The organism is Variovorax sp. V213, assembly GCF_041154455.1.
GTDB lineage: Bacteria > Pseudomonadota > Gammaproteobacteria > Burkholderiales > Burkholderiaceae_C > Variovorax.
Genome location: NZ_AP028664.1, coordinates 4,915,358 through 4,927,826, shown reverse-complemented (window position 1 = coordinate 4,927,826; position 12,469 = coordinate 4,915,358). Strand labels below are relative to the sequence as shown.

14 protein-coding genes and 1 pseudogene are annotated in these 12,469 nt (G+C 66.6%); 3 read left to right on the top strand and 12 right to left on the bottom strand.

The window, feature by feature from the left end; translation table 11 throughout:
- Positions 1–8: 8 nt before the first annotated feature.
- From ACAM55_RS23270 to hpaR, 11 genes and pseudogenes are all read right to left on the bottom strand, one after another.
- The gene (locus ACAM55_RS23270) at positions 9–419 is read right to left on the bottom strand and encodes a nuclear transport factor 2 family protein (RefSeq protein ID WP_369656463.1); all 411 of its coding nucleotides are present in this window, start codon (positions 417–419) and stop codon (positions 9–11) included.
- 91 nt (positions 420–510) lie between these two features.
- Entirely contained in the window at positions 511–1,332 is an 822-nt protein-coding gene (locus tag ACAM55_RS23265; RefSeq protein ID WP_369653790.1) for an aldolase/citrate lyase family protein, read from the bottom strand.
- A 10-nt stretch (positions 1,333–1,342) separates the two neighbouring features.
- A complete protein-coding gene (gene hpaH / locus ACAM55_RS23260; protein WP_369653789.1) occupies positions 1,343–2,146 on the bottom strand; it encodes a 2-oxo-hept-4-ene-1,7-dioate hydratase in 804 nt (267 codons plus the stop codon).
- 4 nt (positions 2,147–2,150) lie between these two features.
- Positions 2,151–2,558, bottom strand: coding sequence for a 5-carboxymethyl-2-hydroxymuconate Delta-isomerase (locus tag ACAM55_RS23255; protein ID WP_369653788.1), 408 nt, complete (start codon positions 2,556–2,558; stop codon positions 2,151–2,153).
- Positions 2,559–2,571: 13 nt separating this feature from the next.
- A complete protein-coding gene (locus tag ACAM55_RS23250) occupies positions 2,572–3,399 on the bottom strand; it encodes an extradiol ring-cleavage dioxygenase (protein ID WP_369653787.1) in 828 nt (275 codons plus the stop codon).
- Complete coding sequence (locus ACAM55_RS23245) at positions 3,396–3,731, bottom strand: aromatic ring-opening dioxygenase subunit LigA (RefSeq protein WP_369653786.1); 336 nt, start codon at positions 3,729–3,731, stop codon at positions 3,396–3,398. Before ACAM55_RS23245 ends, ACAM55_RS23250 begins: the two co-directional genes overlap by 4 nt.
- Positions 3,732–3,806: 75 nt before the next feature.
- Positions 3,807–5,270 (bottom strand): 5-carboxymethyl-2-hydroxymuconate semialdehyde dehydrogenase, encoded by a 1,464-nt coding sequence (hpaE, locus tag ACAM55_RS23240; protein ID WP_369653785.1) that lies wholly within the window; start codon positions 5,268–5,270, stop codon positions 3,807–3,809.
- Positions 5,271–5,286: 16 nt separating this feature from the next.
- Complete coding sequence (locus tag ACAM55_RS23235) at positions 5,287–6,270, bottom strand: Bug family tripartite tricarboxylate transporter substrate binding protein (RefSeq protein WP_369653784.1); 984 nt, start codon at positions 6,268–6,270, stop codon at positions 5,287–5,289.
- A gap of 44 nt (positions 6,271–6,314) precedes the next feature.
- A complete protein-coding gene (locus ACAM55_RS23230; protein WP_369653783.1) occupies positions 6,315–7,085 on the bottom strand; it encodes a fumarylacetoacetate hydrolase family protein in 771 nt (256 codons plus the stop codon).
- A pseudogene (locus ACAM55_RS23225) lies at positions 7,082–7,722 on the bottom strand (fumarylacetoacetate hydrolase family protein). The gene ACAM55_RS23230 and the pseudogene ACAM55_RS23225 overlap by 4 nt, the downstream one beginning before the upstream one ends.
- Positions 7,719–8,153, bottom strand: a complete 435-nt coding sequence (hpaR, locus tag ACAM55_RS23220; protein WP_369653782.1) for a homoprotocatechuate degradation operon regulator HpaR — start codon at positions 8,151–8,153, stop codon at positions 7,719–7,721. The pseudogene ACAM55_RS23225 and the gene hpaR overlap by 4 nt, the downstream one beginning before the upstream one ends.
- A gap of 99 nt (positions 8,154–8,252) precedes the next feature.
- Between hpaR and radA the strand changes: the two genes are divergently transcribed.
- On the top strand, positions 8,253–9,644 hold the full coding sequence (radA, locus tag ACAM55_RS23215; RefSeq protein WP_369653781.1) for a DNA repair protein RadA: 1,392 nt from the start codon (positions 8,253–8,255) through the stop codon (positions 9,642–9,644).
- Between the two features lie 258 nt (positions 9,645–9,902).
- Entirely contained in the window at positions 9,903–10,334 is a 432-nt protein-coding gene (locus tag ACAM55_RS23210) for a glycerate kinase (protein WP_369653780.1), read from the top strand.
- A 24-nt stretch (positions 10,335–10,358) separates the two neighbouring features.
- Here ACAM55_RS23210 and ACAM55_RS23205 read toward each other — a convergent pair whose 3' ends face one another.
- The gene (locus tag ACAM55_RS23205) at positions 10,359–11,369 is read right to left on the bottom strand and encodes a recombination-associated protein RdgC (protein ID WP_369653779.1); all 1,011 of its coding nucleotides are present in this window, start codon (positions 11,367–11,369) and stop codon (positions 10,359–10,361) included.
- A 141-nt stretch (positions 11,370–11,510) separates the two neighbouring features.
- Between ACAM55_RS23205 and ACAM55_RS23200 the strand changes: the two genes are divergently transcribed.
- Positions 11,511–12,461, top strand: coding sequence for a branched-chain amino acid transaminase (locus ACAM55_RS23200; RefSeq protein WP_369653778.1), 951 nt, complete (start codon positions 11,511–11,513; stop codon positions 12,459–12,461).
- Positions 12,462–12,469 lie beyond the last annotated feature (8 nt).

The following is a 12,469-nucleotide window of genomic DNA, read 5'->3' as shown; positions in this document are numbered from 1 at the left end:
GGGCGGAATCAGAACATCGTGTTGCTGTTCGCGGCCGTTTCAGGCACCGGCTGCACCACGTCCCAGTGCTCGACGATCTTCCCGTTCTCCAGCCTGAAGATGTCGACGATGGCGCTGCCGCGCGTGCCCGGTTCGCGCACCGAGTTGACGTGCAGGATCACATAGTCGCCGTCGACAAAACTGCGCTTGATGACGCTGCGCGAGTTCGGAAACTTCTCGCGCAGGAACGCGATGAACTTGCGGAAGCCCTCGGGGCCGTCGGCCGCCGTGGGGTTGTGCTGCACATAGCGGTTGCCCACGTACTGCAGGGCCGCGTCGGCGTCCTTCTGGTTCAGGCCCTTTTCGTAGAAGGCGAGCACGGTCTGGCGGTTGGCTTCCTGCCGGGCGGCGGCGGCTTCTTGCGATTTGCCGCCGCCCATTGGCGCACAGGCGGCGAGGAACAGGGTGGCTGTCGCGGCCACGGCCGCCAAGGTCATGCGTTGCATCAGGGGTGCTCCGGTTTCAAACGAGTCAATAGCCGCTGGGGGAGGCAGCGCCCGCCGCGCCTTTGTACTTGGCCAGCAGCTGCTTGGCTGCCGCCGTGAGCAGGACGGTGTCCACGCCCACGGCCACGAACTGCGCGCCCGCCGCGAGCCATTTGCGCGCCTGCTCCTCGGTGGTCGAGAGAATGCCCGGTGCCTTGCCGGCCTTGCGGATGCGTGCAATGGCATCGGCGATCACGGCCTGCACCTCGGGGTGGTTCGGCTGGCCCACGAAGCCCATCGACGCCGACAGGTCGGCGGGCCCGATGAACACGCCGTCCACGCCCGGCGTGGCGGCGATGGCATCGAGGTTCTTCATCGCTTCCACGGTCTCGGCCTGCACCAGCAGGCAGGTCTGTGCGTTGGCTTCGTGCAGGTAGCCCGGATAGGCCTGCCAGCGCGAGGCGCGTGCCAAGGCGCTGCCCATGCCGCGGATGCCTTCGGGCGGGTAGCGCATGCCCTGGACCATGCGCGCCGCCTGATCGGCGGTGTCGACCATCGGCACCAGGATGGTTTGCGCGCCGATGTCCAGGTATTGCTTCTGCAGCGTGGTGTCGCCCACGGGGACCCGCACCACGGGGTGCGAGCGCTCGGCCTCGGGCTGTGCCGACCATGCGCTGGAGATGCCCTGCAGCTGCGCGAGCACCGAGCGCACATCATTCGGCGCGTGCTCGCCGTCGATCAGCAGCCAGTCGTAGCCGGTGCCGGCAAGAATCTCGGCCACGTAGCCGTCGGCCAGGCCGACCCAGAGGCCGATCTTCTGCTCGCCGGCCTGCATGGCCTGCTTGAAGGTGTTGAGAGGTGTGTGCATGGAGCGTCTTTCAGACAAAACGGAAGGCAATGCTGCCTAGCGGGCCGTAGTCGGCATGGAAGGTGTCGCCGGGCACGGCGGTGGTGGGCCGGGTGAACGAGCCGCCGAGCACCACCTCGCCGGCTTCGAGGTGTTCGTCCCACGGCGCGAGCTTGTTCGCGAGCCAGGCCACGCCGGTGGCCGGGTGGTTGAGCACGGCCGCGGCCACGCCCGATTCCTCGATCACGCCGTTCTTGTAGAGCAGGGCGCTCACCCAGCGCAGGTCGACCGCGTCGGGCTTCACCGGCCGGCCGCCCATCACGATGCCGGCATTGGCCGCGTTGTCGGCGATGGTGTCGAACACCTTGCGCGGCGCATTGGTGTGGCGGTCGAACTGTTCGATGCGCGCATCGATGATCTCGATGGCGGGCACCACGTAGTCGGTGGCGGCCAGCACGTCGAAGATCGTCACGTTCGGGCCCTGCAGCTTCTTGCCGAGAATGAAGGCCAGCTCCACCTCGATGCGCGGTGCGATGAAGCGCTTGAACGGTATGTCGCTGCCCTGCTCGAAGAACATGTCGTCGAACAAGGTGCCGTAGTCGGGCTCGGTGATCTGGCTGGACAGCTGCATGGCGCGCGAGGTGAGGCCGATCTTGTGGCCCTTCACGGTGCGGCCCTCGGCGATCTTGGCCTTGACCCATTCGCGCGAGATGGCGTAACCGTCTTCCACCGTCATCTCGGGAAAGCGCTTGGAGAAGTGCTCGACCTGCACGCGCGACTTCTCGCTTTCGTGCAGCTCGGCCGCGAGCCTGGCAATGGTGTCGGCGGTGAGCATGGTGTTACGGCTTGTTGAAGAGGGGATGCAGGTTGCTGTGCTTGCCGTCGTACACCTGGCCCGGGCTTTCGTCGATCTGCAGCGTGATGCCGATGTGGCGCTTGGAGAAGACCGGTTCGAAATGCGCGCGCACTTCGGCCAGCAGGTTGTCGCCGGCCTTTTTCTTCACGGCCTCCGAGCGCCCCGCGGCCATGCGGATGTTGAGGTAGACGAAAGCATAGTCGGCCTTGCCGTCGGCCACCGCATAGTGCGCGGCCGGGTAGGCCAGCACGCGCGTGCCGCCGATGGGGAACACCGGCTTGTCGGCCTCGTCGCGCTGCTCCAGCATGGTGTCGGCCAGCGTGCGGCAGAGGGCCGACATGTCGGTCTCGGCCTCGATGTTGGGCGTGTAGAGAATCACGAGGTGAGGCATGCCGTTGCTCCTTTCATTCGACCGACATCGTCGCCGCGGTGCAGGTCACCGCGAAGATCGGAATGGCCTTCATGTGCAGGATCTCGCCCTTGCCGCCCGCGGCCGCGGCCACGCTCAGGAAGGTGCGGATCTCGAAGCCGCCCTGGCCGGCTTCGCGGTAGGTGGCTTCGTCGCTGTAGTCGGCCTCTGAGAGCAGCGCCTCGCGGTCGTTGGCGCACCAGCGGCGCATGAACTCGGCGTCCCACTCGGCGTTGACCTTGCCCGAATCGGGCGTGGCGGGCCAGTGCGAAATGCCGCCCGTGCCCACCAGTGCAATGCGCTCGGGCGCCATGTCGCAGGCCCGGCGCAGGGCCTCGCCGAAGGCCCAGGCGCGGTGCAGCGGCGTCAGCGGCGGACCCTGGCAGTTGATGTTCACGGGGATGACCTTGGTGTCGAACTTCGGCGTCAGAAAGTGGAGCGGCACCATGATGCCGTGGTCGAACTTCCATTCTTCCGCGTAGGCCACGTCCACGGTCTGCATCACTTCGCGGATGAGGCGCTGCGAAAGCGCGGCGTTGCCCGGCACCTTCGTCTTCTCGATGCCGAGCCACTTCGGGTCCTCGATCGGGCCTTCGTAGCTGTCGGCCATGCCGATCGCATAGGCCGGCATGTTGTTCATGAAGAAATTCGCGAAGTGCTCGGCCGCGATCACGATCACCGCGTCGGGTTTCGTCGCTCGCATCGCTTCGCCGAAGCGGTGGAACTGCGCGTGGAATTCGTCCTTCACCGCCGGATCGGCCAGGTGGGCGCGGCCGGTGATGCCGGGGGCGTGGCTGCACACGCCTGCGAATACGAGACTCATACGCCTGCCACCCTTTCGTCGGTTCCTGTCGTCATTGCATAGATGCCCGCGCGCACCGGACCGTATTTGCGCACGCCTTCGCGCATGGCTTCGAGGTAGTCGGCCCACGCGATGCCCAGCAGCGGAGCGAAGTGCATCAGCAGCTGGCCGTTGCAGCCCAGCACGTAGAGCTTGCCGATGTCGCCCTTGTCGATGGCTTCGCGTTCTTCGTCATCGAGGTCATAGACCGCCAGCAAGGCGGCACGCGTTCCACCCCCTTCGGCATAGCGGCGCTGCACCTCGGCATCGCGGTTGAGCGCGAACAGGAATTTCTGCATGGCATACAGGCTCATTGCGGGGGCCTCGCGTTTTCTGCGTTCGGGGCGCCTGCTGCGGGTTTGCACCCAAGGCGGCGTGCCGCGTCCATCTCAGACACCCCAATGCGGAATGTGATGCGAACCCATCGAAACCGCAACGTTCTTCGGTTCGCAAAACACTTCATAGCTCCAAGTGCCGCCCTCGCGCCCCGTGCCCGAGGCCTTGGTGCCGCCGAAGGGCTGGCGCAGGTCCCGCACGTTCTGGCTGTTGACGAAGCACATGCCGGCTTCCACCGCGGCCGCCACGCGATGCGCGCGGCCGATGTTCTCCGTCCACACATAGCTGCTCAGGCCATACTGGATGTCGTTGGCCAGTCGGATCGCATCGGCCTCGTCCCTGAACGGAATCAGGCAGGCCACGGGGCCGAAGATTTCTTCCTGCGCAATCCGCATGCGGTTGTCGACATCGGCAAACACGGTGGGCGCCACGTAGTTGCCCCTCTTCACGCGATCGGGCAGGTTGGCCGGAACCTCGAGGCCGCCGCACAGGAGCGTCGCGCCTTCCTTCGGGCCCAGTTCGACATAGCTGCGCACTTTGGCCAGGTGCGCCTGCGAAATCATCGGGCCGACGATGGTCTTCTCGTCGAGCGGGTCGCCCACCACGATGCGCCTGGCGCGCTCGGCAAACTTCGCGGCAAAGTCGGCGTAGATCGATTGCTGCACCAGGATGCGCGAGCCGGCCGTGCAGCGCTCGCCGTTGTTGCTGAAGATCATGAACACCGCCGCGTCCAGTGCCCGGTCGAGGTCGGCGTCGTCGAAGATCACGAACGGGCTCTTGCCGCCCAGCTCCATGCTGAACTTCTTCAGGCCCGCGCTCTTCACGATGCGGTTGCCCGTGGCAGTGGAGCCGGTGAACGAAATCGCGCGCACGTCGGGATGCGCCACCAGCGGCTCGCCGGCTTCCTTGCCGTAGCCGTGCACCAGGTTCAGCACGCCGGGTGGAATGCCCGCTTCGAGCGCCAGTTCGCCCAGGCGCGCAGCCGTGAGCGGCGAGAGCTCGCTCATCTTCAGCACCGCCGTGTTGCCGAAGGCCAGGCAAGGTGCGACCTTCCACGTGGCCGTCATGAAGGGCACGTTCCACGGGCTGATGAGCGCGCACACGCCCACCGGGTGGAACAGCGTGTAGTTCAGGTGCGTGGGCGTGGGGTAGGTGTGGCCGTCGACGCGCGTGCACATCTCGGCGAAGTAATAGAAGTTGTCAGCCGCTCGCGGAATCAGCTGCTTGCCCGTTTGCGCGATCACCTGGCCGCAGTCGTCGGTCTCGGTCCGCGCGATCTCGGGCACGTGCTTTGCGATCAGGTCGCCGAGCTTGCGGACCAGCTTGGCGCGTTCGGTCGCGGGCAGGCCGGCCCACTTGGGAAAGGCCTCCTTGGCGGCGGCCACGGCTGCGTTCACTTCGGCTTCGCCGCCGGAGGCCACTTCGGCCAGCACCTCTTGCGTGGCGGGGTTGACGGTCTCGAAGCAGTCGGTGCCGGCAACGCTCTTGCCGCCGATGAGGTGATGAATCTTTTGCATGGAATCCCCGTGAGGGTCAGTCGAGTTTGATGTCGCGCGCCTTGATCAAGGCATGCCACTTCTTGCGCTCCGCGTCGACGAAGCGCGTCATCTCTGCGCCGTCGGCGGGGCGTGCTTCCCAGCCCGCGTCGTAGAGCTTCTGCCGCACGCCGGCATCGGCCATGGTCTTCTGCAGGTCGGCGCCGAGCCGGGCCTGCACCTCCTTCGGCGTGGCGGCCGGCACCACCAGTCCTTGCCAGGTGTAGGCCTCGACGCCCGCGTAGCCGAGTTCCTTCGCGGTCGGCACGCTGGGCAGCTGCGGAATGCGTTCGGCGCCCATGGTCATGAGCGGCACCACCTTGCCGGCCTTGACCGCGCTCACGCCGCTGGGCAGGTCGAGCATCATCAGAGGCACCTGCCCGCCCATCAGGTCTTGCAGCGCGGGCGCGCCACCCTTGTAGGGCACGTGCAGCATCGAAACGCCGGCTTCGCGCTGGAACAATTCGAGCGCCAGGTGATGCGGGCTGCCGGTGCCCGGCGTGGCGATGCTGTACTTGCCCGGCGATGCCTTCAGCGCGGCGATCAGTGCCTTGGCGTCGGCCAGGCCGGCGTTGGGCGCGGCCGCGATGACGAGGGTCGAGCGGCCCATCATGCCTACGGTTGCGAAGTCTTTCTCGGCGTCGTAGGGCAGCTTCTTGTAGAGGGCGGGGTTGTACACCAGCACGCCGTTGTCGGCCGAGAACACCGTGTAGCCGTCGCCGGGCGAGCGCGCCACGTTCTCCGACGCGATGATGGCGCCCGCGCCGGGGCGGTTGTCCACCAGCACCGGCTGGCCCAGCTGCTGCGAGAGCTGCGCGCCGGCGGTGCGGGCGAGAAAGTCGGTGCCGCCGCCCGCGGGATAGCCGACCACCCAGCGCACGGGCTTGGCGGGGAAGGCCTGCGCCTGTGCATGGGGCGCGAAGATGGCAGTGGCGAAAGCCACCAGGGCCGCCGCGAGCCCGAGTTTGTTCCTGGTCGTCATGGGGTTTGTCTCTTCTGTCGTTGGTATGGAAAAGCAGTCCGGCGCTAGGTGCCCTCGATGGTGTTGACCAGTGCGCCGATGCTCTCGATCTCGGTCACCACCACGTCGCCCGGCCGGCAATCGACCACGCCGTCGGGCGTTCCGGTGAGGATCAGGTCGCCGGGCGACAGCGTCATGAAGCGGCTGAAATATTCGATGAGAAAAGGCGCGTCGAAGATCATGTCGCGCGTGTTGCCCTGTTGCGTGACGGTGCCGTTCACCGTGGTCTTGAGCGCGAGCGCCATCGGATCGGGCACATCGGCCGCGTCGACGAACCAGGGTCCGAGCGGCGTGCAGGTGTCGCGGTTCTTCACGCGCAGGTTGGGGCGATACCAGTTCTCCAGGTAGTCGCGGATGGCGTAGTCGTTGGCCACGGTGTAGCCTCCGATGAAGTCGTAGGCGTCATCGCGCTTGACGTGGCGCGCCGTCTTGCCGATGACGATGGCGAGCTCGCATTCGTAGTGCATGAACTGCACGCCGGCCGGGCGGTGCGTGCGCTGGCGGTGGCCCGTCAGCGTGCTCTGGCCCTTGACGAACACCAGCGGTTCCTCGGGCGCCTTGAATTCCAGCTCCGTGGCGTGGTCGGCGTAGTTGAGGCCCAGCGCAAGGATGGTGCGCGGGCGCGCGGTGGGCGTAAGCGGCGGCAGCCAGGTGAGCTGCTCCTGCGGCACGACGCGGCCGTCGTCCAGGCGCACGGCGGCGTCTTGCGCGCCATTGAATTCGTGCGCGGTGCCGGTGTGTTCACGGCCTTCGAATATGACGCGTGCGTGCTTCATGCGGCGGCCTCCTGCACCAGCGTATTGGCCAGGGTCTCGAACCCCGGCGCGGAAATCTCGATGCGGTCGCCCGCGCGGGCCAGCGGCCGGCCGGCGTCGCAGCCCAGCATCAGCACGTCGCCGTGCGCCAGTGTCATGAATTCGCCGACGTCGGCCAGCAGCTGCTGCGCGGGACGCACGAGCTGCGAAAAGTCGATCGACTGCTTCAGCGTGCCGTTGATGCGCACCTCGACGCGAAAGCCCGCGGGGTCGGCCACCTCCTGCGCGTCGCGCAGCACCGGACGATGCCGAGGAACCCATCCACGCACTTGAACCTCACCGGAGGGCGGAAGAAGCTCGCATGCGGAATCGACAGGTCGTTCATCAGCACGAAGCCTTCCACGTCGCCCTCGGCGCCGATCACCATGCCGATGCTGGCGCCGATCTCCACCTCGGGCACCGATGAAGGCACCGCGATCGCGCTGCCGTGCGGGCTCCAGGTGTTGGCGGTCTTCACATAGAGCACCGGCGCTTTCGGCGGCGCCTTGTAGGGCGCCTCTGCCATCCGCGGCGCGAGCGCGTCGAACTCGGCGCGAAAGTTCAGCAGCGTGCCGTACACGGTGCCTGTCGGAAGGTAGTGCGGGGCGCTGCTGCTCATGAGGGCTGCTCCAGGGCGATGAGTTCGTCGAGCAGCCCGTAGAGCTGCGTGAGCTTGGCCTTGCCGAGCGACTTTTCCATCCAGTCGTAGTGCGCCTCGATGCTGGTCGACAGGCGCTTCACGAGCTTCATGCCATGCGGCGTGGCCTCGACCACGGTGCGGCGTTGGTCCTCGGGGTCGCGACTGCGCGTGATGAGCTTGTCGCGCTCCATGCGCGCAAGCACGCCCGTGAGGCTGGGGCCCAGGATGAACGCCTCGCGCGCCACGTGGCCGGTCTCGACGGCGCCGTGCTCGCCGAGCACGCGCAGCACGCGCCATTGCTGGTCGGACAGCGCGTGCTCGCGCAGGCTGGGCCGCGTGTGGGCCATCACGGCTTCGCGGGCCTGCAGCAGCAGGCGCGGCAAATTGCGGTGCGTGAAGGTGGTGCTCAAAAGCTGTACCTCGTTGAATTAGTTAACATGTTAAATGATTTGGAATTTCTTTCCCAGCCGTTTTCCATCAGGGTTTGTGCGGACACCTAAACTCCCCGCATGGCCAAGGAAAAAACACTTTTCGTCTGCAGCGAATGCGGCGGCACCAGCCCCAAGTGGCTCGGCAAATGCCCGAGTTGCGGCGCCTGGAACACACTCATCGAACAGGTGGCGGGCAACAGCAGCGGCCCGGCCAACAACCGCTTCGGCACGCAATACGCCTCGCTCGCAGGCGCGTCCGAACTCGCCACGCTGTCGGAAATAGAAGCGACCGACATCGAACGCACGCCCACCGGCCTGGAAGAACTCGACCGCGTGCTGGGCGGCGGCATCGTGTCGGGCGGCGTCACGCTCATCGGCGGCGATCCGGGCATCGGCAAGTCGACCCTGCTGCTGCAGGCGGTCGATGCGCTGCAGCGCGCGGGGCAGAACGCGCTCTACGTCACCGGCGAGGAAAGCGGCGCGCAGGTGGCGCTGCGCTCGCGGCGCCTGGGCCTCGACCATTCGCAGGTGCAGGTGCTGGCCGAGATCCAGCTCGAGAAGATCATCGCCACGCTCGACGCCACGCGCCCGGCCATCGCGGTGATCGACTCGATCCAGACGGTGTATTCCGACCAGCTCACCTCCGCCCCCGGCTCGGTGGCGCAGGTGCGCGAATGCGCGGCCCACCTCACGCGCTTTGCCAAGACCAGCGGCACGGCCGTGGTGCTGGTGGGCCACGTCACGAAGGAGGGTGCGCTCGCGGGCCCGCGCGTGCTCGAGCACATGGTCGACACGGTGCTGTATTTCGAAGGCGATACGCATTCGAGCTTCCGCCTGGTGCGCGCCATCAAGAACCGCTTCGGCGCCGTGAACGAGATCGGCGTGTTCGCCATGACCGAGCGCGGCCTGAAGGGCGTGGCCAACCCGAGCGCGATCTTCCTGAGCCAGCATGCCGAGCCGGTGCCCGGCAGCGTGGTGCTGGTCACGCTCGAGGGCACACGGCCGATGCTGGTGGAAATCCAGGCGCTGGTCGACAACGGCGGCCCGAGCCCGCGCCGCCTCTCGGTGGGGCTGGACCGCGACCGCCTCGCCATGCTGCTGGCCGTGCTGCACCGCCATGCGGGGGTGGCCTGCATGGACCAGGACGTGTTCGTCAACGCGGTGGGCGGCGTGCGCATCAGCGAGCCGGCGGCCGACCTGGCCGTGATGCTGGCCATCACATCGAGCCTGCGCGGCAAGCCGCTGCCCAAGGGCTTCATCGCATTCGGCGAAGTGGGCCTGGCGGGTGAAGTGCGCCCCGCGCCGCGCGGACAGGAGCGCTTGCGCGAAGCCGCCAAGCTGGGCTTCAGCGTGGCCGTGGTGCCCAAGGCCAACGCGCCGCGCAAGGGTTCGAAAGAGATCGAGGGCCTGACGATCCATGCCGTCGACCGCATCGAAGAGGCGATGGACGTGGTCCGCCGCCTCGATTGAGCACGCTCAAAAAAATGCCCGGCGCGCCAATGGCGCGCCGGGCGATCCTCCCTGTCCCCCCTCGATGTGTGACTTGTTATCTGGCAACCTGGGTTGCCTCTCCCTGGGACTTCTGCCGGCCTGTGCGTTGAAGTAGCCTCCCTGCACAGCCCGTGCGTCGAAATGTGCCCGCTGGCGCCGCAGCGCCATGCACTTTTGAGGGCGAGTACCGTCTTGTGCGCCTGGCGGTAGCCACGGCCGCTACCGCGCGAGGCGACAATGCGCCCCATGAATTTCCAGAAATTGCTGGTGCCCGTGGGCGGCATCGTCCTTCTCGGCCTCGCGTGGCGCAGCTACGGCTGGGCCGGCGTGGCGTTGACCGGCGGCGCGATCGTGATGTTCCTGCTGCTGCACTTCAACCGCGCGATGCAGGTGCTCAAGCGGGCGGCCGACCGGCCTGTGGGCTATGTCGCGAGCGCGGTGATGCTGAACGCCAAGCTCAAGAAGGGCGCGACGCTGATGCACGTCATTGCGATGACGCGCGCGCTCGGCGAGCTGCGTTCACCCAAGGACGAGCAGCCCGAGCTCTACCGCTGGACCGATACGGGCGGCTCATATGTCGACGCCGTGTTCAACGGCGGCAAGCTGCAGAGCTGGACGCTGACGCGGCCCGAGGCGCCGCCCGAAGAAGAAACAACGCCGGCGAGCTGATCAAGCAAGCCGGGCGGGGCGCCTTCAGAACGGCGCGTCTTCTTCTTCCTCGACGGCATCGGCCGGCGTCGAGGTGGTGGGTGCGGGGGCAGGTGCTGCCGCCGGCTTCGTCGTTTCGTCCGTCGGAGCGCCCGAGAATGCCGCTTCGCCACCCAGCGCATCGAGCAGCGCCGGCACCAGCTGGCCGAGTTCGCCGGTGGCAATGGCCACGTCGGCGTCGAAGTTGTCTTCTTTCTTGCCGCCCGAGGCGCCGTCGCCCGTGCCTTCGAGGAACACGATCTTGCGGATCAGCATGCCGTGCGTCAGCTCGAAGGACACGCGGTCGTCCCAGGTGAGCGCCAGGCGCGTCGGGCGCTTGCCATCGGTAATGTGCTTTTGCACTTCCTCGATGTCGAGCGGATGCTTGGCATAGCGCACCACGGCCTTGGAATCGTCCGAGGCCTTGAGCTCGCATTCGCGGTCGATGGTGAAGCCGGCCGGCGGCTCCTGCGTCAGGAGCCAGTTGGCCATGGCGGCGGCCGGTTCGATCTGCGTGTTGATGAGGGCCACGGCAAAGCCGTCGAGCGACTTCACCAGGCTGGTGACCACTTCGTCGGCGCGCGCGGCATTGGCGCTGTTGATCACCAGGCGGCGCTCGGCCTGGTCGATCCACACGGCGATGCGGGCGCTGCGCGTGAAGGCCATCGGCAGCAGCTCGAGCGTGATGTCTTCCTTGAGCTCCTTCTTTTCCTTCTTGCCGGGCTTGCGGCCGGTGGTGGCCTCGATCTGCGCGCAGCGCTCGTCGAGCTTGCGGCGCACCACGGAGCCGGGGACGGCCTTGCTCTCGATCATGTATTCGACCAGCCACTGCCCGCCGATGGACTCGGCCAGCGGGCCGTTGGCTTCGCCGCGGGGCTCCACCCAGCCGGCGGATTTTTCCTGCGAGGGGCCGCAGGGCTCGAACCGCTGCTTGCCGAGCCCTTCTTCCACCTCGGTCAATGTTTGGGACCAGGCAGGTTCGATGCGATAGACGATGACGTTCTTGAATACGGACACGGAAACCCTTTTTCCACTGGTTTGGACAACCGGCCATTGTCGGGCACCCCGTTCCGGGCTCGGCCGTAAAATCGCAAGCTTTTGCGACTTCCCTCTCCCGTCGCACCCCCCACACCGCTTCCCAAACAAAGGAATCAGGATATGAGCTCGATCCCCCCCTCGCTGGACGACCGTGACGGCAAGATCTGGATGGACGGCGAACTCGTGGACTGGCGCGACGCCAAGATCCATGTGCTGAGCCACACGCTGCACTACGGCTGCGGCGCCTTCGAGGGCGTGCGCGCCTACAAGACGCCCGAGGGCACGGCCATCTTCCGCCTGGCCGAGCACACCGAGCGCCTCTTCAACAGCGCCAAGATCCTGCGCATGAAGATCCCGTTCACGCAGGAACAGCTGAACGAAGCCCAGAAGCAGGTCGTGCGCGAGAACAAGCTCGAAAGCTGCTACCTTCGCCCGCTGATCTGGATCGGCTCCGAAAAGCTGGGCGTGAGCCCCAAGGGCAACCGGGTCCACGCCATGGTCGCGGCCTGGTCCTGGGGCGCCTACCTGGGCGAAGAGGGCATGAAGCGCGGCATCCGCGTGAAGACCTCGAGCTACACCCGTCACCACGTCAACATCACGATGACGCAGGCCAAGTCGGTGAGCAACTACACCAACTCGATCCTCGCCAACATGGAAGCGTTGGACGACGGCTACGACGAAGCGCTGCTGCTCGACGCGAGCGGCTTCGTCTCCGAAGGCGCGGGCGAGAACATCTTCGTGATCAAGGGCGGCGTGGTCTACACGCCCGACCTCTCGGCCGGCGCGCTCAATGGCATCACGCGCAACACCATCCTGCACGTGTGCAAGGACCTGGGGCTGGAACTCGTGCAAAAGCGCATCACGCGCGACGAGGTCTACATTGCCGACGAAGCCTTCTTCACCGGCACGGCCGCCGAAGTGACGCCCATCCGCGAACTCGACCGCGTCGAGATCGGCAACCGCGGCGACGGCGGCTCGCGCGGCCCGATCACCGAAAAGATCCAGGCGGCCTTCTTCGACATCGTGAACGGCAAGAATCCCAAGTACGCCCACTGGCTCACGAAAGTCTGAGAAAACCC